Consider the following 19,086-nt stretch of genomic DNA (forward strand, 5'->3'; position numbering starts at 1 on the left):
GTCACCCCTCCCGGCCCTCCGAACCAAGAACCTCCTGCCCAGCCGAGCCTAGGGCCTCCTCGCCGTGGGCCTCCTGGCTGGTCGGGCCGAGGGCCATGATGCGCTTCGCCTCCCCGATCGCGTACTCGAACCCGGCCTCCGGATCGCGCGACAGCCGTTCTGTGGCGATCGCGTGCTGACGCACCCGAGGGTCGGGATCCGTCATCGCGGCGCGCAGGGCCGGAACGATCACCTCGCCGAGCGCGACCAGCGCCCGGCTGAGACTCACCTGCGTCTCACGCTCGCCGCGCCCGAACTGCGTCGCCAGCACCGTGGCCAACCCGGGCTTCTCGTCGTCGGGCACGAGGACGACCGCCGTCCGCCAGGCGCTCCTGGCCACCTCGTCGTCGGCGTCGGTCAGGAGCTCCCGGGTGATCGCCGGCCACGCTCCCCGGTCCCCGATCTTGGACAGCGTGTGCAGCGCCTGGCTCCGCGCCTGCGCGCGCTCGGAACGGAGCTCCTCGACGAGCTTGGGAACCGTCATCGACGCCGGGTGGCGGGTGAGCGCCCAGGTGAGCATGTCCCGCACGTAGAAGTCGGGCTCGACCGCGCACCGCTCGACGAGCCCGTCGACGAACCGTGGGTCGGGGGTCGTGCCGACCGCCAGCGCCGCCTTCAACCGCACCGAAGAGCGGCTGTCCCCAAGCCCCTGGAAGGCCGTGTCCTGTCTCGGCATGGTCATCGGGACCACCTCCTCGACCACAGTCAAAGGCTTGTCACCGTGTCAAGGTCAAGCCACGACGGTCATGACCACTTGCGGCCACGGACACGCCCTTGCCAGCGGTGAGGCACGGACGGATACTCAAGGCCGCTGATGATCTTCGCGGTGGATCCTCCTACGGAATGGGACGTGATCGCATGCCCGATGAAAACACCAGTCAGGACCAAGAGGACATCCCATACTCCGTCTCCCACGAGGAGGCGCAACGGATCTCCCGGGAGTATCTGGACAAGGCCCGCAGAGAGTTCGAGGAGCAGACCGGCCAACTCCCCCTCGCCGACCAGGTCAAGGCTCGCGAGGCCGAGACGCAACTGAACGCCAACGGCTGGGAGGTGTACCCCGTCGCGAGGTGGTGGGGCTTCGAGATCGTCCTCAACGCCGCGGCCGCCCAGGTCGCCGCCGAGATCTCGGAGCTGGTAGGGGAGATCGCCGGGGCCGTCCTTCCCAGGCCGATCGGCGCGCTGGTCGAGCTCTCCTTCAGGATCCGTGCTCTTGTCATCCAGGCCGTCGGCAGGCACCACGGTTGTCGGCTGGTGTCGCCCTGGTTCGCCCCGGGGATGCTCCTGCCCCTCTCTCTGGCCCCCCGGCAGGACACCTCGCTGTGGTGGACGGCCATGAACACCTCCCACAACTGGAGCGACAACGAGAGGTTCCCCAACCACCTGTCCAGGTCCAACCCGGCGCTGGCGGAGTTCCGCGGCCGACTGTACGCCGTGCACCGCGGGGACCGGGACGAATCGCTCTGGTGGACCGCCTACGACCCCGGCAGCAACGAGGGTTGGAGCGACAACGTCGCCTTCCCCGCCCATCGCAGCGCCGACGGCCCCGCGCTGGCCGCCTACAACAACCAGCTGTACTGCGTGCACCGCGGCGGCGGCAACGACCAGCGCCTGTGGTGGACCCGCTTCGACGGCAACCGCTGGAGCCCCGACACCCGCATGAACGGCGGGTCCAGCCGAGGCCCGGCCCTGGCGACCTTCAACGGCATGCTGTACTGCGCCTACCGGGACGCCAGCAACGACCAGATGTGGTGGACCCGCTTCAACGGCACCAGTTGGAGCAACGACCAGCTGTTCGGCAGCCACTTCACGGCCTCCAACCCCGCCCTGGCCGTCTTCAACAACAGGCTGTACTGCGTGTTCCGCGGCGGCGGCTCCGACCACTTCCTGTGGTGGACCAGTTTCGACGGCACGCGCTGGAGCAACGCCCAGCGGATGCCCGCCCACCGGAGCGCGGAGGGCCCCGCCCTGACCGTCTTCAACAACAGGCTGTACTGCGTGCACCGCGGCTCCGGCGACCAGAGCCTGTGGTGGACCAGCTTCAACGGCATTAGCTGGAGCCCCGACACCCGGCTGCCCGGCCACCTGAGCGCCCAAGGCCCCGCCATCGTCTCCTACCGTGACCCCTACGGCACCGAAGACCAGCTCTTCTGCGTCCACCGCGGCCATGGATAGAACCGCCTCGTGAACGGTCCTGGGTGGAGCCCGGGAGATTCGAACTCCTGACATCCTGCTTGCGAAGCAGGAATCGCCAGAGGTGGGGCGGCCCACGTTCTTTGTTGACCAGGGCCGTCAGACGGAGGGTCCAGTCGTTGCCGATCCGGTCCGCCGGCGGCGGCTCGAAGCCGCCCCTCACGGGGGCGAATCCGGCCGCCGGTCGCGCGGCTACGTTCAGCTCTGTCGTGCCAGAGAACCGCTGAACGCCCCCGTGACCGTTCCGAGGACGTTGTAGTTCGCCAGGATCTCGATTCCTGCCTGACCGTTCAGCCGGACGCTCATTGTCAGATCCGCCAGGCAGATCTGTCCCGGTGGCGCGTTGGCCGGGGCGCCGGTGGCTCCGGCCTTCAGAACAAGGTGGTCGCTGTTGACCTCGGCGAGCTGCCAGCTACGTGAGCAGCCAACCTCCTGCCCCCAGTCGAGGGCGCGCTGGTCTGCGATGGTGTCGCCGACGCTGCCCTGCTTTATCGTTATCTCGTCAGTTCCCGTCGCTTTTTCCTGCCTGGTGGGGTCGGGGAAGGTCATTGTGATCTGCCCTCTCCAGGTGCCGAGGTACTGCTCCGGCACATCGCTGCTCTTGCCGTCGCCCTGGGGAAGCAGCCACGCCAGCAGGCTCACCACCAACGCCAGCAAGCCGGTGACCGCGGCGATGACTCCTGCGCGCTCACCCACGTTCTGGCCCAGGAAAAGGGACCAGGAGATGCGCTGCCTGTTTCCGGAAGGGATGTCACCGGGGTGAGGTGTCTCGGAGGCTTCGCCTGTTTCGGAGAGGTCTATTCGCTCATTCTGGCGGGGAGCTACCGACCTGGCGGGGTCAGGATCCGTGGAATCTCCCGGCGCACTGTCGTTCCCGTCTGCTTGGTCAGCGGACTCGCGTAACTCTTCCTTGCGGGATTCACTGGACTCTCTCGGTCCGGATTCCGGCATATCCGTTTCCAGCTTTCAATTGATGACACTTCCCAGCTTTATCGAACACCTACCGGCGTTGCCCTGTCAGTAGGTTGATCGGGCCCAGTGGTCGGCGACGAACAAGGCGGCGTCCGAGGATTCCGGCACTTCGCGCCGGGGCGCCGTCGGAAGTTGCTCATCCACACCCCGCTCTGTTTCAGCGCTCCTGACCTGACGGTGCCGGGTACGGGCAAGGACCTGGTGTTCCGCACCAGGAACGGGACTCCGGGATGTCGGCCATACCAACAGGAGACGGTCTGTCGACAGCAGATCCGGCCGGTCATTCAAGAAAGGGCGGTCGCGGAGGCTTAGTCACTCACGCCCCGTTATCTTGACTGGTAACGGGGCGTTTTCGCGGGTGGAGCCTAGGAGATTCGAACTCCTGACATCCTGCTTGCAAAGCAGGAATCGCCAAAGGTGGGGCGGCCCAAGTTCCTCGTTGACCAGGGGCAAGACGTCCATGGACGTCCGTGGGCGTCCGGGTGAGTACTCCGGCGTTGTCGCGCAGTTAGACGCGCAGAACCTCATGCGAGCCGCACTTACCGCCACCAGCAATCCCCGCGTGCGCGGGGAGCATTTCTGCTGGCCGAGCACGTACTCAGCGCCGTACGGACCATCCCCGCGTGCGCGGGGAGCATACTCGTTCACCTGCGACTCTATCGCCCAGAGGCCACGAAATCATTCGGTTGGAGTGAGCCAGAGCAGTGGCGGCCCCGCAGGGAGGGAGGCACCCGGATGGCCCGTGAGATGACTTCCCGGGGGTGTGGCCGTGGTCGTGGGTGGGCGCCTCCCTGCCTCCCTGAGGCGGCTTCTGCGCTGCTCAGAGCGTAAATCTCCGCGAGGGAGGCGGTCAGGGACTTCTCCCTGCCTCCCCGTGTGCTCCCTGGTCGCCTCCCTGCTTCCGGAGACGGTGTTGACCGGCGCTTCGCGCGTCTTCTGGGCGCTTCGCGCCGGAAGGAAGACCCTGCGTCGGCTCGCGCGCCGGCGCACTGCCCGGCCCGCGTCAGGGCCGTGCCGGTTCGCTCGGACGGCCAGGAGACGACTCCCGGTAAGGGCGAGAAGTTAAGTTAAGCCGGACGGTCCCGCCCTGAGCTTCGCTGAGGGCGTCGTGAGGGTTACCGGAAGGGTCACTTAACCCGGTTAACCGGCTAACTTTGCTGACTTTCTGCACGTCAGCCCGGGTTAAGGCGCCGATCGGGGTCGAGTTAGAAACTTAACTGCCCTCTGATGGACTTAACTCACCCCCGGGGCGCCCTGCGGTCGGCCCTGGCCGGTTCTCCGATGCGGCGGGAGCGCCTGGTCCATCCTCAGCACCACGGCGAGAGGGAGGTCCGTGCCGTGGTTTCGGGGTCGTCATGATCCGTCGTGGTCAGCCTCGACGAATCACCGTGAGGGGGTCAGGTCAGGCGTCGTCCCCGGCCGAACGCGACGGGATGCGGCGGTGCTGAACGCTCGGAACCGGGGAAGAACGCTGAACCATCTCCGCAACTCCGCAACTCCGCAAACAGCCCCTCTACCAGCACAAACGCTTGCGGAGATAGAGACCGGCTGCGGAGTTCTATCTCCGCAACTCCGCACTTCCTGCGGAGATAGAGGCCGTTTGCGGAGATGGAGTCACTCCAAAATTTTCTATCTCCGCACTCGTTTCCCCAGGTCAGAGGCCCTTTTGCGGAGTTGCGGAGATGGTTCAGCCCTCTCCACAACAGCGTCACGACCGAACCTCCCGCCGACCCGCCACACGACCGAACGGCGAGACGGCGAGACGGCGAGACGGCGAGACGGCGAGACGGCGAGACGGCGAGACAGGACGCTGAAACATTTAGGCATCTCTGCAACCCTGCAAACCGGCCCTCTACCAGCACAAACGTCTGCAGAGATGAACCAGGTCAAGGACCATGCATCTCTGCAACCCTGCGCCGAGTGCAGAGATAGCCCGGTCGTGCAGAGATGGACCAGACCGAAGCCTTGTCATCTCTGCACGTGTTTCCCCAGGTCACAGCCACCTTTGCAGGGTTGCAGAGATACAAAGATGTTTCAGCCCTCCCCACAACAGCCGCACGACCGAACCTCACCGACCCCTCGCACGGCCGGACGTCGGGAAGAGAACGCCGAACCATCTCGGCAAGTCGGCAAGTCGGCAAACAGCCGCTCTACCAGCCAAAACGTCTGCCGAGATAGCAGAGACCGGCAACCACCTATCTCGGCAAGTCGGCACCCGTTGCCGAGATAGCCCACGTTTGCCGAGATGAGTTCACCCGACAACTTCTATCTCGGCAAGCATCGCCCCAGGTCAGAGGCACTTTTGCCGACTTGCCGACTTGCCGAGATAGTTCGGCCCTCCCCACAACAGCAGCAGAGACGGACCCTGTAGACCGGCCCCGGGCAGTCATCGGGAGAGCGGCTCGGGCAGGAGGAGCTGGGCGGCCCGCAAGCAACGACGGCGCGTGTCCCCGGCGCAACGCGCCCAGAAGACGCGCGAAGCGCCGATCTCTAGGAAGCTCCGAGAAGGTCATGAATTGTGGTTACCACGTAGTCGGCCCCAGCTTGCTTCAAGCGCTCAACCTTACCTGGCTTATTGGCGTACCCCACAGCCACTACACCCGTCCGCTTGCATACCTCCATGTCGCTCTCCGAGTCCCCAATCAAAACGCTCTCTGACGGAATAGCACCGAGCCATGCAAGCGCCTGCTGTACGAGATGAGGGTGAGGTTTCATCAACTCGGGATCGGCATCTGCCCGCGCCGAGATATGGTCCACATCCATCAGGAGATCATGTCGGGTCAGGTAGGCAGTGACAGCATCAACCGAGTTATTACTCACGATGGTCACCGACCTACCTGCGTGACGCGCCTGGCGGATGAGTTCGACGGCCCCCGGCGTCGGGCGAGAGGTTTCCGTTGCCTTCATCTCCCACTTTGTCAGCGCTTTCAGAACCGCATGGTTCAGGCCTTTACCGAGTCCCGCGCTGAAACGAAAGACCTCCATCGGGTCATCCTGCTCTCGTATGCTCAGGGGTAGATCTACCCCTGAGGCAGCGAGTAGTTCGCGGAGTGAGGCGGCCACTTCAGGCGCTGGCAGCCCGGCAAAGATGTCGCAGATAGGCCCGTCGAAGTCGAGCAGGAGGTGCCGCGCATGCCGTACGGCATGCGCGGCCGTCCGCGCGGTCATGAGACTTCTCGCCCTACGGTGTTCCATACGTTGTCAAACCATGCCCGGGACTGGCGGACAAACTGACCTGAGGTGGAATCCTCCCCATCGCTCACAGCGAAGTGGAATAGCTCGGCATCCTTGCCGCCCAAATCGAAAATCGGGATGGGCGCTCCGCCGAGAGCGACCGTGTGCTCTGAGATCGGATAGAAGCCGAAGAATGCCTCTTCAGCGTTGAGTACGTAGAGCTTGAAGCGTGGCGGTTCTCCGTGGACACGGATCTCTGCCGAGGCTGCCTTAACCAACCCAAGGTCCCGTAGCTCTTGGACAGATTCCACGATCGCCTGAGCATGCCGAGATGAGATCCGGTCCATGCGCTTACGGATTAGCGGTTCGTCTTCCAAGCTGTCCACACGGCAGGGCAACGACCATGGGCGTTCCGTATCCGGTACCAGCATGCGAATGGTGATGCTGTCAGGGATCAGCTTTCCCGCTCGGATGCCGTCAAGTGGTTCCTGAATCGCACCGTGCAGAGTCTCTCCCGAGAATCCCGCGAACTCGATCGTGACATCGGGCTTCTTAAACGCCTGCTCAATGTGCGGACGCAGCCCGACCGGACGCGCAGTGCGTTCGCGCACGAAAACGCCGCTTCCCTGGCGAGAGACCACCAGGCCTTCATCGCGAAGTTGTCGAATGGCCTGCTGCACGGTCATGCGGGCCACACCGAAGTTCTTGGCCAATTCTGGGCCGGAAGGAAGCTTCTCCCCGGGAGTGAACTTTCGAGTCAGGATCGCGGCCCTCAATTGATGGGCTACCTGCAAGTACGGCGGGCGCGGGTCATCCGGATCAAGTTCCATACCGCAAGCCTACTGCCACCTGAACAACATTCCCAGCCAAGTTGGCCAAGCGCCTTGACATGGCTAGCCAGGACAGTCAGCATAGTGCTTGCCCAGCTTGGCCAGCCATGCTGGGCAAGCGAATGCAAACAGCCGGAGTGCGGCCCAGTCGCCAAACCGTCCGCACCCCGGCACATCGATCAGTTGGGAGACCTTTCGATGTACGTTCAGAGTACCTTCATGCCCGAAACCGGCCCCGAGATCAGCGATGAGACGCTGGTCAAGGAGTACCTGGCGGGAGACCGCGAGGCGTTCGCGACGCTCTACCGCCGATACCTCGACAGGGTCACCGGCTACGTGTTCAACAAGACGAGGCAGGAGTTCGCGGCCGACCGCGAAGACCTGGTTCAGGAGATCTTCACTGAGGCCCTCGCCCTGCTGCCCACCTTCCGCGAGGCCGACTACGACAGCGACCCGTTCCGCCGGTGGCTCTACCACGTCCCTGCGGGCAACGTCCTGTTCCAGTACTTCCGGCGCTACTGGTGCGCTCGGCAGGCACACGCGGGGTCGGTGGACGAGAGCGCCCGCTACTTGCGGGAGGAGACGCGACAGGCCGCCGCCCCCATCATCACGCCCGACGCTGAGCTGCCGCAGACCATTCGCGCCATCCTCGACGCTCTGCCCGCCGACGAGCGGCAGGCCATCGAACTGCGCTACCTGGAAGGTCTGTCCATTCCGGTCACAGCGCGGATCATGCAGCGAACCGAAGCGCAGATCAACTGGCTGGTCCGCAAGGCGCTGCGCATGCTCGGCAAGCCGACCCCCGGCCCCGCCGGACCCGTCTCCGCCCGCCCCCGGGGCTCCAACAGCGAGGTTCGGCGTGCCCTGCTGACCTCCGCCTGCGAACTGCTCACCGAGAAAGGAACCTGCACCGGCCCCGAGATCACCGCTCGTATCGGCCGGGGACCTACCATCATCGCCCACTACTTCGACAGCGTCGGAGATCTGATCGCTCAGGCAAGGCACCTGCTCAACCCCACCCAGGAAGCCCCCGCGCCCGTGCCGCCGCGCAGGAAGCGCGCCAAGGGTCAGGTCCGGCTCGACCTGCTCAACGCGGCCCGTGAGCTGTTCACCGAGAAGGGAACCTTCACCGGTCCCGAGGTGGCCCGCCGAGCCGGTGTCGACCCCGCCTGTATCAACCACTACTTCGGCGGCATCGCGGGCCTGCGTGCCGAGGCCGAGCGCTCCGGCGAGTCGCTGGCGGTGGCCGCGTGACCAAGCCCAACGCGCGCCGCCGCCAGCAGCTCCGCCGCCAGCTCGCCGAACGCGACGGAGCCCGCTGTTTCTACTGCGCCCACCGCTTCCGCCACCCCGACCGGGACGCCACCCTCGATCACCTGGTGCCCGTCTACTACGGCGGAACCTGGGTGCGCGCGAACCTGGTGCTGGCCTGCGAGCCCTGCAACATCGCCAAAGGCCACCAGGCCCCGGCCGAGTTCCTGCGCTCACGCGGCTTCCGCCCCGGCCTGCGCCACCGCACCACCGCCCTGCTGACCCGCCCCTTGGGTGACCTGCGATGGAGGAGGGGCGGAGGAGCCATGGAGGAGGGCGTGGAGGACTCCCCGCGACGGCACCGACCGGGGCCGCTCGGCGTGGCCCTGACCGTGCTTCCCGCACTGCTGCTGCTCGGCTGGACCACCCGGCGCTGAAACCCGGCGCCCGATGCGCCCCCTACTCCTGGGGGGCGCACCCGGCGCGTTCGCCCTGTACTCCAGCCCAGTAGCCCCCAGTAGCCCCCGCACCCGGGCGCCACTCTGCCCGTCCGGTTCTCCCGTGTCCTTCCGCTGCCCGAGAGGTAGCCCCGGAATGTGCCGGCCACAACGGCGCCCGGGGCCGCGACCTCACCCAGACCTCACCGAAGGAGGCACACCCGTCATGACCGTCCCCACGACGGAAGCCCCGCTCAACGACCTTGAGCTGTACCGCGTCACCGACGCCATGCGACTGCTCAAACTCAGCCGCACCGTCATCTACCAACAGCTACGCGCCGGACGGCTGCGCTCGGTCCACGAGGGCCGCGCCCGACGCATCCCGCCATCCGCCATCCGCGACTACATCGCCCTGCTCGAACGAGAGGCACAGGCCGCCTGATGACCACCACCGACAACGACCGCGACCCGTTCGACTGGCTGACCATCCCCGACATCCTCACCGACCTCGACATCCCCGAACACGACTGGCGGGAATGGGAGAGCACCGGCCAGGCCCCGTCCGGGGTCATCTTCCCCGACGGGCAGGTCCGCATCAGCCGCCTGGCCTACGACCGATGGCTGGACCAGCTCCCCGACTACACGGCCCCGCTCACCGACACCGAGACCGCCTACGGCGTGATTCGTCACGCGATCCGCCACGCCGGAGACCGGGGCCTGAGCCGTGACGAGGTGTGCGAGCTGTTCTGCGACCATCTCGACACCACCACCATCGACGAGACCCTAAACGTGCTCCTCAAGACCGGATGCTGTCTCCCGACGACCATCAACGCCAACGGCCGCACCGTCACCCGCTACCGCTACTGGGGGCCGCGATGACCAAACGACGCAGCCGCGGGGACGGCGGCCTGCACTGGGACGAACGCCGCCAGCGCTGGATCGCCACGGCCAGTCTCGGCTACAGGCCGGACGGCAAGCGCATCACCAAGCGCGGAAGCGGCAAGACCAAGACCGAGGCGAAAGCCAAGCTCAAGGAAGTACTCCGCGACCACGAGGACGGCCTTGCCGTCGCGCCTGGCAACTACACGGTGGCCGAAGCTGTGCGGTACTGGCTCGCTCACGGCTTGAAGGGCCGTAGCGCCCGGACGGTGGCGCTGTACACCGACTTCGCCGAACAGCATGTGATTTCCGCGCTGGGCGCCCAGAGGCTGCGGAAGCTGTCGGTGGAGGACGTCGACAAGTGGTTGGCGGTCAAGGCCGCGACCCTCAGCACGCGCTCGTTGAAGATGATCCACGGCATCCTGAACCGGTCGCTGAAGAACGCCATGAAGCGCGACAAGGTGAAGCGCAACGTCGTGGATCTCTGTGAGGTCCCCGAGGGGCGGGAAGGACGGAAGTCCAAGGCCCTCACGCTGGCCCAGGCCGAAGCCGTTCTCGCCACGGCGGAGGCTTCGTCGGTGCGGATACGCGCCTACATCGTCTTGTCGCTGCTGACCGGCGCTCGTACTGAGGAACTTCGAGAGCTGGCTTGGCCTTTCCTGGTGGCGTTCGACGAGACGCGCAAGGCGTGGATACCGGTCCCTCAGGCGGGATGGGAGCACACCGACTTCGCCGTCTACGTGTGGCGATCTGTACGGAAGGGCGGTGACACCAAGACCGAGAAGTCGCGCCGCACCCTCAAGCTCCCCCAGCGTTGCGTGGACGTGCTGCGGCAGCTTTGGGACGAGAGCGAGGATGACCGGGTGTCCGCTGAGGAGGCCGGGCGGCTGGGCAAAGACCTGGTGTTCTGCACCAGGAACGGGACTCCGCTCAGCGCGGGGAACGTCCGGCGCGACTTCCGGAAGGTCCTGACGAACGCGGGATTGGTCGCGGAGGAGTGGACGCCGCGCGAGATGCGGCACAGCTTCGTCTCGCTGCTGTCGGACTCCGGGATGTCCATCGAGAGCATCTCTCGTCTCGTCGGCCATACCAACACGGTGGTGACAGAGACGGTCTACCGGCAGCAGATCCGGCCGGTCATGCAAGAGGGGGCGGTCGCGATGGACGACATTTTCAGGGAGGAATCTGAGGCTTAGTCGCTCATTTAGTCACTCACGCCCCGTTACCTTGACTGGTAACGGGGCGTTTCCGCAGGTGGAGCCTAGGAGATTCGAACTCCTGACATCCTGCTTGCAAAGCAGGCGCTCTGCCAACTGAGCTAAGGCCCCCGAGATCAGGTCGCCGATCGGCACGTGTGACCTGCTTCAGGCGTACACGGTAGCAACTGGACGCCCTCCCTCGCCACTTGACCCGTGGGCCACGGGTCAAGGAGATCAGAGGGCGGAGGCGCCCACGGGGGTCTCGGCGGGGCGGTCGGTCAGGACCAGGGAGGGGAGGTCCCTGACGGAGTCCAGGATGTGGGTGGCGCCGCCCTTGAGGAGGCGTTCCCTACTGTGGGCGCCGGTCATGATCCCGGCGACGACCGAGGCTCCGGCGCGTCGGCCACAGAGCATGTCGTTCTCCGAGTCTCCGGCCACCGCGACCTGGCGGACGTCCTGGACGCGCAGCCGCAGGAGCGCGCTGAGCACCATGTCGGGCATCGGGCGGCCACGGCCGACGTCCTCGGGGCAGAGCACGAGGTCGAACCGGTCGGACCAGCTCAGGTCGGCCAGCACCCGGCCGATCAGGGAGCGGCTGAACCCGGTGGTGAGGCAGACCTTGACGTCGCCGTCGCGGAGGGTGTCCAGCGTCTCGACGATGCCGTCGGAGGGGACGAGGCCGGAACGGCCGATGGCGCCCTCGTAGGAGCGCTCGAAGGTCAGATTGGCCGCCTGGGCCTGGGCTTCGTTGTCGGGGAAGATGCCCCGGAAGACGTCGAGCGTGGAGCGGCCCCGGGACCGGTGTACGTGCACCATGGCACGTGCGTACGCGCCGGTCCCGGGCACGATTCCCTGTGTGGCGATCGCCTCGGCGAACGCCCGTTCGACCATGGCGATATCACCGATCGTGGTGCCCGCCAGATCCAGACAGACGAGCCTGATGGGGAGCGTTCCCCCACCTTGGGCAAGGACCATGAAAGCACCCGAATCGGTAGCCGCGTTGTTCAGTTCTCGCTGCCTGTGGCCTCAGTCCACAGGTCGAGCTCGGCGCGGTCCGCCTGCACCTTGCGCCAGATCAGCAGTCCCCCAAGCGCGACGAGCGCGAGAACGAGCAGCTTCTTCACGGTGTGACCCCACTTCTTGACGGTCTCACCTGCCGGGGTGAGACAACGCCCGGTTCCAACGTTTTCCCTGCAGCCTAGCAAGGGATCGGGCCATGATCCGGTCTGGGCGACAAGCCGAAGCGGCCAATCACCATCAACCGGGTGATTCTAAGCATCACGCCGTACGGCTCGCATCCAAACGGCCGCAATACGCGACGAGTCGGGCCTCACGGCCGTTCCCGCTTCACCATAACCCCCGGAAACGCCCGGCGGCGCCCCCACCTAAGGATGAACCCCCACAAAGCCAGCCTGATCAGCAAATATGCTTATTTTGGGGGTGGACATACGGGGCTTCAGAGCCGCTCCCGGCGCCCCTTCGTCCTGGGCCTGGTCAGCGCGTCGCGCCCCCGGTGCACGATGTCCCTGACCGCCTTCAACCCTGCCTCGTCCCCCGCCGTCACCAGCGCCGCCTTCGCCGCGTCGTAGGCGTCGAGCGCCTCGTGCCAGTCGGCCGCCTCGGCGTCGGCCCCCGCCCTGTCCAGCAGGTCGATCTCCTCGCCGAGCGAGGTCACCTCCTCCTCGACCCCCCGCCTGGCCTCCTCGAACCGAGCCCGTTCCCGTACAGCTGCCCGCCCCCGCCGTACCATCCCGCGCGCCACACGGGCAAGCAGGGCGGCGGCGGCCAGGCCGAGCAGCCACAGGACGACGATCCAGCCGACCGGCATCCGGCTCGTCGAGCCCGACAGGTCGGCGTCGTCGACGTTGACCGTCTCCATGTCGGTGACGTCCGCGCCCTGGAAGGTCGCGCCCTTGAGGTGGGTGAAGGACAGGTTCGCCCCGACGAGTACGGCGTCGCGGAACACGGCGTCGAAGTACTGGCCGCTGCTGAGGTTCGCGTGCTCCATCCTGGCCCGGGTGAAGTCGGCCCGGTCTCCCTTGGCGCTGCCGAGGCGGGCGTCGCGCAGGTCGGCTCCCACGAGGGAGGCGCCCCTGAGGTCGGCACTGCTGAGGTTCGCCCTGGCCAGTACGGCGGAGCCGAGGTTGGCGCCGGTCAGGTCCCCGCTGCCCAGTTCGGCGCCGGTGAGACGGGCCTCGCGCAGGTCGGCGCCCCTGAGGGAGCGGAGCCTGGTGCCGGACAGCGACGCCCTGCGCAGGATCGCGCGGTCGAGCCGTACGGAACTCAGGTTCAGGCCGTCGAGACGGGCGCCGGTCAGGTCGGCGCAGCTCAGGTCGTCGGGGAAGTCCCTGACGCCGGTGAGGTCCCGGCCCGCGTACCGCTGGCCGCTGCCTGGCTCGCAGTTCGCGCTCGGGACGGGCAGTTCGGTGGGGACTCCCTTGCTGCCCGCGAGGTCGAGGCCGTTCGCGTCGCGGAAGTTGGCCTCGGTGACGTCGGCTTCCTCGAAGGACGCGCCGTCGGCCGAGGTCGAGTAGAGCTCGGCCTTGGTCAGGTCGGCCCGGTGGAACACGGTGCCGATCAGGATCGCGTTGTAGAGGCTGGCGTCCGCCGCCTTCACCCCGGTGAGGTCGGCCCGGCGCAGGTCCGCGTAGTGGGCCTCGGCCTCGCGCAGGTCGGCGCCGGTGAGCGTGGCACCGTCGAACTGGGCGTTGTAGACCCTGGCCCTGACCATGCTGACCCCGGTGAGGTCGGCGCCCTCCAGGTGGGAGTAGGCGAGCATGGCGTCGTCGAGGGTCGCCTCGCGCAGGTCGGCGCCGCGGAGGTCGGCGTTGGGCAGGTTCGCCTCGGTGAGGTCGGCCTCACGCAGGTCGGCGCCCGCCATGTTCACGGTGGACAGGTCCGTCCCCTTGAGGGAGGCGCCCCTGAGATCTGCCCGGGTGAGGACGGTGCGCAGCCGTACGCCGTCAAGGGTCGCGCCGTGCAGGTCAGCGCAGGTCAGGTCGGCGGGCAGGGCGGCCGTGGTGAGGTTCCTGCCGGACAGGTCGATGCCGCTGCCCGGCCTGCACGGCGCCTCGGCGGAGGCCGCAGGCGCCTGCGTCACGGCCGCCAGGATCACCATCGGGGTGAGAAGGCGGAGAAGGACCCGCATTTTTTCGCTCGCTATCTCCCCCGAAACACCCGGATCCTACCGAAAGGGAGGTCAGGCGTCCTTCACGAGGTCGGCGTAGTCGGGGTGACGCTCGATCCACTGCCCGACGAACGGGCAGCGCGGCACCACCTGGACGCCCTCGGCGCGGGCGGCGTCCAGTGCCGTACGGACGAGCACGGCACCCACCCCCTTGCCGCCGAACTCGTCCTCGACCTCGGTGTGGGTGTAGACGATGACGCCGTCGCGCCGGACGAACTCCAACTGTCCCGCGTGTTTCCCGTCCACCAGTGCCTCGTAGAGATCGCCTTCGGGTGAGAGCTTGACGTCGACGTGCACGAGAGGTCCTCCTTCGTCGGGCCACCGGGGGTGGCGGCGTACCGGTCAGCCTTCCCCGGGCGGGGATTCATTCCCCGGCCTGTGAACACGTGGTTAAAAGGCACCCAACAGGATTTCCGGTCAACGGTAAACTGGGGTCGTCACGGCGATCTCGGTCCGCCCGCATGTCACGGCCGTGGGACGCCTCCGATCCGACAGCCCGCAGAGGTGGCCACGTGACCACGGTCGTCCACGTAACCGTCGTCCCCGGCGACGACGCTCCAGAAGTGATCCTTCTCGTCGCCCTGGCCGGGGAGCTCGACTACACCAACGCCGAGCGGTTCCGCCACGACCTGCACGAGGCCGTCGGCTCGGAGCCGCGTGACCTGGTCATCGACCTGACGGAGCTGACCTTCTGCGACTCGACCGGCATCCAGGTCCTGCTCGGCGTGCGCAGGCTCGTCCAGGCCCGTGGGCGCAGGATCGCGCTGGCCAATCCACACCAGCGGCTGAAACGGCTCTTCCACCTGACCGGGCTCGCCGAGGCCTTCGGCGTCCAGCCGAGCGTCGCGCTGGCGGTCGAGGCCATGACGAGCCAGACACCGCTGGAGACGTAAGTCGGCGAGGACCGGGCAGATGTCTAGCATCATGGAACTCGTCAGCGACGCCCTGGCTCCGGTTCGGCGACCACCGGACAGGACGAGGTCGAGGGGGATGGCGTGACCGGCGACCAGGGACAGCAGTGGCCCATCGACGAGGACCTCAGTGCCCTGCGGGATCATCTCCTGCGCAGGGCGACACTGGCGGGCCTGCGTGGCGACCGCCTCGACGACCTGCTCATCGCCGTCAACGAGGCCGTCATCAACGTGCTCGAACACGGCGGCGGCGAGGGCACGGTGACCATACGGCACGACACGGCCGCCATCACCGTGGACATCGTCGACAGCGCGGGCGTGCTCAGTCAGCGCGACGTGCCGCCCCGGCGTCCGGCCGACGCCGTACGGGGCTTCGGGCTGTGGCTGATGAGCCAGCTCTGCGACGAGTTCACCATCCGGCGCAGTGACGGCCGTTCTCGGGTGCGCCTGCGGATGAGCCTGGACGCCGTACCCGCCCGATAAATCCCGAAAAATCCCAATAAAGCCCAGCAGCCCGGTCGAAGCTTTGCCTCGTGCGGGGATCGACGCGCGCGTCCCAGGGGGATCACCTGGCCATCGTCAGCGCGCGAGGGGGATTCGATGGGCCGTCTGAGGGTGATCGGCGTCGTTGTGGTGGCCGCGGCGACGGGAGCCGCGCTCGCCGGGTGCTCAGGACAGGACGAGGCGAAGGACCCGGCGGCGGTCGCCGCCGCGGCGAAGGCCTCGGCGTCCGCGGTCGCGGCGAGGAAGGCGGCCCAGCTCAAGTCCAGGGCGGCGACGGCGGCCCAGGTCCGCGCCAACGAGCTGGGGCAGATCCCCGTCCTGATGTACCACCGCATCGTGGAGAAACCCGGCACCCAGGACGACCGCACCCCCAAGCAGTTCCGCACCGAGCTGGAACGGCTGGCCAAGGAGAACTACGTCCCGGTCACGGCCGCCGAGTACGTCACCGGGCGCATCGACATCCCCGCGGGCAAGCATCCGGTCGTGCTCACCTTCGACGACTCCTCTCCCTCCCAGTTCGACCTGGACGGGATGGGCGTCCCCAAGCCGGGGACCGCCGTGGCGATCCTTGAGGAGGTCGCCAAGCGGCACCCGGGGTTCAGGCCGGTCGCAACCCTGTATGTGACGCGTGACATGTTCGGCAAGGCGTCGCCCGAGGAGGGCGCGGAGATGCTGACGTGGCTGCGCGACAAGGGCTTCGACATCGGCAACCACACCCGCGACCACAAGAACCTGCGGGGCAAGCCCGAGGACCAGGTGGCCTCCGAGATCGCCGCGGGGCACAAGCTCATCACGGACCTGATCCCCTCCAAGCCCGTCACCCTCGCCCTGCCGTACGGCAACCAGCCGAGCACCAAGACGTGGGGGCTCAAGGGGACCTCGGGGAGCGTCACCTACGACTACGGCGGGGTGTTCCTGGCCGGGTACACGCCCGCGGAGTCGCCCTTCAGCAAGAAGTTCGACCCGGTGGGCATCCCGAGGATCCGCTCGATGGACAAGACCGGCGACTGCGCGAAGTTCTGCTCGACGGCCTGGCTCGACTGGCTGCAGGCCCATCCCGACGAGCGCTACACCTCCGACGGCGACGTGAACACTGTCGCCTTCCCGAAGTTCAAGTCGCCCTTCGCGCTCAAGCGCTTCAGCGACAGGATCCTGGCCTACTGAACAGGGCGAGGGTCTCCCGAAGCTGGGAGTGACGGGGTTCCGGCAGGTCGCCGGGGTCGAACCAGCCAAGCCGGTCGAACTTGTGCGGCTCGCCGATCGCGACCCTCGTGGGATCGACCCTGACCGCGAAGACGACGGCCACCCAGTGGGAGTCGAGTTCGGGGCGGACGACGTTGCGGACGCCGAGCGTCTCGACGTCGAGCGCGTCCGCCGTGTACTCCTCGCGGACCTCGCGGGCGACGGCCGCCTCGAACGACTCGCCGTACTCAAGGGCTCCGGCGCCGCAGTCCCAGGTGCCCGGCTCGTCCCGCGCGCCCGCGCCGCGCCGGGCGAGCAGCACCCGGCCCTCGCCGTCGTGGCAGACAAAGACACACGACACGGCGGGCGTACGGCGCGCCTGTCCTGAAATTTCCATTTAAAAGTGGTCCAGTAGCTCGGGGAAGGCCTGCAACGTGAGCACCCGGTCGTCGCCGGGGTCGAGGGTCGCCTGTTCGAGCACCCAGGTGTTGGCGTTGGGGATGAGGACCGCGTTCATCCCCGCCTGACGGGCCGGGATGATGTCTGACTTGGGGGAGTTCCCGATCATCCAGGTGCTCGTGGGCGTCAGCGTGTGCTCCTCGGCCAGCCGCAGGTAGGCCGTGATGTCCTTCTCCGGGACGATGTGGACGCCGTCGAAGTGGTGGGCCAGCTCGGAGGCGTCCAGTTTGCGGCGTTGCTCCTTGGGGTCGCCCTTGGTGAGCAGGAGCAGCCGGTGCCTGGCGCCGAGGTCGAGGAGCGTCTCGGCGACGCCGGGGACGAGCTCGACCCGGTGCTCGACGAGCGCGACCGCCAGCTCGTCGATCCTGCGCCGCTCCCGCTCGGTCACGGGCCGCTCGTTCAGCCGCTCGAAGCACTCGCCGAGACTGCGCAGGAACACCTTGCTGCCGTAGCCGTGGACCGCGGTGTTGGCCGCCTCGATGTCGTTGAGGACGGCCCGAAGCGCGGCCCTGTCGAGGGTCGGATGCTCAAGCCAGTCGAGGAAGTCGTCGATGACCCGCTCGAAAAGGACGTTGTTCTCCCAGAGCGTGTCGTCGGCGTCGAAGACGAGCACCTGGCCGGTGAACCTCGGGGGCACGGCTCTCCCTCGTTCGGGGTCCTGCATGCCGTACAAGAACTAGCAGGGGGTTTGAAACGGGGGCAAAGGGTTTTCGCCGCTCCCGAGAAACTCAGGAGGACGAGGCGGCCTCGGCGATGACCTCGTCGACCTCTCGGCGGCGTTCGGCCTCCTCGGTGGCGAAGCGCTCGACCTCGATCTGTTCGGCGATCTCCTCGTCCTGCCGCATGAGGGCGTCGAGGTCGCCCTTGGACATCTCCAGCACGCCCATGTCGTCGTAGGCCTGGCGGATGCGGTCGCTCCACAGGCCGATGTCCTTCACGCACGGGACGATCCGGCTGAACAGCAGGCTCTGGAACATCCGGATGTACGGCGAGTCCTTGAGCATCTCCTGGGCCTCGGCGCGGGGGATGCCGAAGTTCTCCCAGATCTCCACGCCGCGCAGGCGGTCGCGCATCAGGTAGCAGCCCTCGATGACGAAGTCCTCGCGCTCGCGCAGCTCGGCGGCCGAGAGCTGCGCGTAGTAGTCGCGCAGCGCCAGGCGGCCGAAGGCGACGTGCCTGGCCTCGTCCTGCATGACGTAGGCGAGGATCTGCTTGGGCAGCGGCTTGGTGCTGACGTCGCGGATGACGCCGAAGGCCGCCAGCGCCAGGCCCTCGATGAGGACCTGCATGCCGAGGTAGGGCATGTCCCAGCGGGAGTCGCCGAGCGTCTCGCCCAGCAGGTCCTGCAGCTTGCCGTTGATCGGGTAGACCATCCCGAGCTTCTCGTGCAGGAAGCGGGTGAAGATCTCCACGTGCCTGGCCTCGTCCATGGTCTGGGTGGCCGAGTAGAGCTTGGCGTCCAGGTCGGGGACGGTCTCGACGATCCTGGCGCCGGTGATCATCGCGCCCTGCTCACCGTGCAGGAACTGGGAGAACTGCCAGGTGGCGGCGTGGTGGCGCACCTGCTTGCGCTCCCGCTCGCCCATCTTCTCCCAGTGTTTTGTGCCGTAGATGGCCAGCGACTGGTCGGGCATGCCGAGGGGGTCGTAGGGATCGACCTCGATGTCCCAGTCGATGCGTTTGACCGAGTCCCACTGCTTGTCCTTGCCCTTCTGGTACAGGGCCAGCAGTTTCTCCCGGCCCTCGTCGTACTCCCAGGTGAAGCGGGCGTCGCCGGTCATCGGCACGTCCCAGGTGACCTCGTCGACGGGGGTTGTGTAGAACCGGTGGGTGGACACGGTGACTACCTCCAGGGCACGCGGACGTACG

19 protein-coding genes, 2 tRNA genes and 1 pseudogene are annotated in these 19,086 nt (G+C 67.1%); 9 read left to right on the forward strand and 13 right to left on the reverse strand.

Features of this window, described 5'->3' with window-relative positions:
* Position 1 precedes the first annotated feature (1 nt).
* Complete coding sequence (locus tag FHS44_RS19915; protein WP_184716844.1) at positions 2-721, reverse strand: HEAT repeat domain-containing protein; 720 nt, start codon at positions 719-721, stop codon at positions 2-4.
* 176 nt (positions 722-897) lie between these two features.
* Between FHS44_RS19915 and FHS44_RS19920 the strand changes: the two genes are divergently transcribed.
* On the forward strand, positions 898-2,214 hold the full coding sequence (locus FHS44_RS19920) for a PLL family lectin (RefSeq protein ID WP_184716846.1): 1,317 nt from the start codon (positions 898-900) through the stop codon (positions 2,212-2,214).
* 216 nt (positions 2,215-2,430) lie between these two features.
* On the opposite strand, the gene FHS44_RS19925 is transcribed toward FHS44_RS19920, so the two are convergent.
* From FHS44_RS19925 to FHS44_RS19940, 4 genes are all read right to left on the reverse strand, one after another.
* Positions 2,431-2,928, reverse strand: a complete 498-nt coding sequence (locus tag FHS44_RS19925; RefSeq protein ID WP_184716848.1) for a hypothetical protein — start codon at positions 2,926-2,928, stop codon at positions 2,431-2,433.
* Positions 2,929-3,563: 635 nt separating this feature from the next.
* Positions 3,564-3,640: transfer RNA gene (locus FHS44_RS19930), tRNA-Ala, on the reverse strand.
* Between the two features lie 2,054 nt (positions 3,641-5,694).
* On the reverse strand, positions 5,695-6,372 hold the full coding sequence (locus tag FHS44_RS19935) for an HAD family hydrolase (RefSeq protein WP_184716850.1): 678 nt from the start codon (positions 6,370-6,372) through the stop codon (positions 5,695-5,697).
* The gene (locus tag FHS44_RS19940; RefSeq protein WP_184716851.1) at positions 6,369-7,208 is read right to left on the reverse strand and encodes a GntR family transcriptional regulator; all 840 of its coding nucleotides are present in this window, start codon (positions 7,206-7,208) and stop codon (positions 6,369-6,371) included. The genes FHS44_RS19935 and FHS44_RS19940 overlap by 4 nt, the downstream gene beginning before the upstream one ends.
* Positions 7,209-7,427: 219 nt before the next feature.
* Here FHS44_RS19940 and FHS44_RS19945 point away from each other — a divergent pair, with 219 nt between their 5' ends.
* From FHS44_RS19945 to FHS44_RS19965, 5 genes are all read left to right on the forward strand, one after another.
* Positions 7,428-8,462: a sigma-70 family RNA polymerase sigma factor gene (locus FHS44_RS19945; RefSeq protein WP_184716852.1), complete on the forward strand. Its 1,035-nt coding sequence runs from the start codon at positions 7,428-7,430 to the stop codon at positions 8,460-8,462.
* The gene (locus FHS44_RS41815) at positions 8,459-8,896 is read left to right on the forward strand and encodes an HNH endonuclease (RefSeq protein ID WP_184716853.1); all 438 of its coding nucleotides are present in this window, start codon (positions 8,459-8,461) and stop codon (positions 8,894-8,896) included. Before FHS44_RS19945 ends, FHS44_RS41815 begins: the two co-directional genes overlap by 4 nt.
* A gap of 226 nt (positions 8,897-9,122) precedes the next feature.
* Positions 9,123-9,338, forward strand: a complete 216-nt coding sequence (locus tag FHS44_RS19955; protein WP_184716854.1) for a helix-turn-helix domain-containing protein — start codon at positions 9,123-9,125, stop codon at positions 9,336-9,338.
* The gene (locus FHS44_RS19960; RefSeq protein ID WP_184716855.1) at positions 9,338-9,775 is read left to right on the forward strand and encodes a hypothetical protein; all 438 of its coding nucleotides are present in this window, start codon (positions 9,338-9,340) and stop codon (positions 9,773-9,775) included. The genes FHS44_RS19955 and FHS44_RS19960 overlap by 1 nt, the downstream gene beginning before the upstream one ends.
* Positions 9,772-10,971: a tyrosine-type recombinase/integrase gene (locus FHS44_RS19965; RefSeq protein ID WP_184716856.1), complete on the forward strand. Its 1,200-nt coding sequence runs from the start codon at positions 9,772-9,774 to the stop codon at positions 10,969-10,971. Before FHS44_RS19960 ends, FHS44_RS19965 begins: the two co-directional genes overlap by 4 nt.
* Before the next feature lie 59 nt (positions 10,972-11,030).
* Here the strand turns inward: FHS44_RS19965 and FHS44_RS19970 are convergent.
* The 5 genes and pseudogenes from FHS44_RS19970 to FHS44_RS19985 form a co-directional block, all read right to left on the reverse strand.
* Positions 11,031-11,103, reverse strand: a tRNA-Ala gene (locus FHS44_RS19970).
* Positions 11,104-11,208: 105 nt separating this feature from the next.
* Positions 11,209-11,949, reverse strand: coding sequence for an HAD-IA family hydrolase (locus tag FHS44_RS19975; protein WP_184716858.1), 741 nt, complete (start codon positions 11,947-11,949; stop codon positions 11,209-11,211).
* Positions 11,950-11,978: 29 nt separating this feature from the next.
* The gene (locus FHS44_RS41050; RefSeq protein WP_013130296.1) at positions 11,979-12,098 is read right to left on the reverse strand and encodes a DLW-39 family protein; all 120 of its coding nucleotides are present in this window, start codon (positions 12,096-12,098) and stop codon (positions 11,979-11,981) included.
* 332 nt (positions 12,099-12,430) lie between these two features.
* Entirely contained in the window at positions 12,431-14,122 is a 1,692-nt protein-coding gene (locus tag FHS44_RS19980; RefSeq protein ID WP_184716860.1) for a pentapeptide repeat-containing protein, read from the reverse strand.
* Positions 14,123-14,173: 51 nt separating this feature from the next.
* A pseudogene (locus tag FHS44_RS19985) lies at positions 14,174-14,470 on the reverse strand (GNAT family N-acetyltransferase); the annotation flags it as partial.
* A gap of 203 nt (positions 14,471-14,673) precedes the next feature.
* Here FHS44_RS19985 and FHS44_RS19990 point away from each other — a divergent pair.
* The 3 genes from FHS44_RS19990 (at position 14,674) to FHS44_RS20000 (ending at position 16,740) form a co-directional block, all read left to right on the forward strand.
* The gene (locus FHS44_RS19990) at positions 14,674-15,054 is read left to right on the forward strand and encodes an STAS domain-containing protein (protein WP_184716864.1); all 381 of its coding nucleotides are present in this window, start codon (positions 14,674-14,676) and stop codon (positions 15,052-15,054) included.
* Between the two features lie 102 nt (positions 15,055-15,156).
* Positions 15,157-15,555, forward strand: coding sequence for an ATP-binding protein (locus tag FHS44_RS19995; protein ID WP_184716866.1), 399 nt, complete (start codon positions 15,157-15,159; stop codon positions 15,553-15,555).
* 117 nt (positions 15,556-15,672) lie between these two features.
* A complete protein-coding gene (locus FHS44_RS20000; RefSeq protein WP_184716868.1) occupies positions 15,673-16,740 on the forward strand; it encodes a polysaccharide deacetylase family protein in 1,068 nt (355 codons plus the stop codon).
* Here the strand turns inward: FHS44_RS20000 and FHS44_RS20005 are convergent.
* From FHS44_RS20005 to FHS44_RS20015, 3 genes are all read right to left on the reverse strand, one after another.
* Complete coding sequence (locus FHS44_RS20005) at positions 16,715-17,155, reverse strand: NUDIX domain-containing protein (RefSeq protein ID WP_184716870.1); 441 nt, start codon at positions 17,153-17,155, stop codon at positions 16,715-16,717. The two genes, FHS44_RS20000 and FHS44_RS20005, sit on opposite strands and share 26 nt — an antisense overlap.
* Positions 17,156-17,854 (reverse strand): HAD family hydrolase, encoded by a 699-nt coding sequence (locus tag FHS44_RS20010; protein ID WP_312863738.1) that lies wholly within the window; start codon positions 17,852-17,854, stop codon positions 17,156-17,158.
* 91 nt (positions 17,855-17,945) lie between these two features.
* The gene (locus tag FHS44_RS20015; protein WP_184716874.1) at positions 17,946-19,055 is read right to left on the reverse strand and encodes a ferritin-like domain-containing protein; all 1,110 of its coding nucleotides are present in this window, start codon (positions 19,053-19,055) and stop codon (positions 17,946-17,948) included.
* Positions 19,056-19,086: the final 31 nt, after the last annotated feature.

This window comes from Streptosporangium saharense (assembly GCF_014203715.1).
In the GTDB taxonomy this organism is placed as follows: Bacteria; Actinomycetota; Actinomycetes; order Streptosporangiales; family Streptosporangiaceae; genus Streptosporangium; species Streptosporangium saharense.

Coding starts and splice junctions, on each gene's coding strand:
- FHS44_RS20000 (WP_184716868.1), top strand. CDS start 15,673: ATGGGCCGTCTGAGGGTGATCGGCGTCGTTGTGGTGGCCGCGGCGACG.
- FHS44_RS19975 (WP_184716858.1), bottom strand. CDS start 11,949: ATGGTCCTTGCCCAAGGTGGGGGAACGCTCCCCATCAGGCTCGTCTGT.
- FHS44_RS19960 (WP_184716855.1), top strand. CDS start 9,338: ATGACCACCACCGACAACGACCGCGACCCGTTCGACTGGCTGACCATC.
- FHS44_RS19915 (WP_184716844.1), bottom strand. CDS start 721: ATGACCATGCCGAGACAGGACACGGCCTTCCAGGGGCTTGGGGACAGC.
- FHS44_RS19935 (WP_184716850.1), bottom strand. CDS start 6,372: ATGACCGCGCGGACGGCCGCGCATGCCGTACGGCATGCGCGGCACCTC.
- FHS44_RS19920 (WP_184716846.1), top strand. CDS start 898: ATGCCCGATGAAAACACCAGTCAGGACCAAGAGGACATCCCATACTCC.
- FHS44_RS19955 (WP_184716854.1), top strand. CDS start 9,123: ATGACCGTCCCCACGACGGAAGCCCCGCTCAACGACCTTGAGCTGTAC.
- FHS44_RS19980 (WP_184716860.1), bottom strand. CDS start 14,122: ATGCGGGTCCTTCTCCGCCTTCTCACCCCGATGGTGATCCTGGCGGCC.
- FHS44_RS19965 (WP_184716856.1), top strand. CDS start 9,772: ATGACCAAACGACGCAGCCGCGGGGACGGCGGCCTGCACTGGGACGAA.
- FHS44_RS20005 (WP_184716870.1), bottom strand. CDS start 17,155: ATGGAAATTTCAGGACAGGCGCGCCGTACGCCCGCCGTGTCGTGTGTC.
- FHS44_RS19945 (WP_184716852.1), top strand. CDS start 7,428: ATGCCCGAAACCGGCCCCGAGATCAGCGATGAGACGCTGGTCAAGGAG.
- FHS44_RS19940 (WP_184716851.1), bottom strand. CDS start 7,208: ATGGAACTTGATCCGGATGACCCGCGCCCGCCGTACTTGCAGGTAGCC.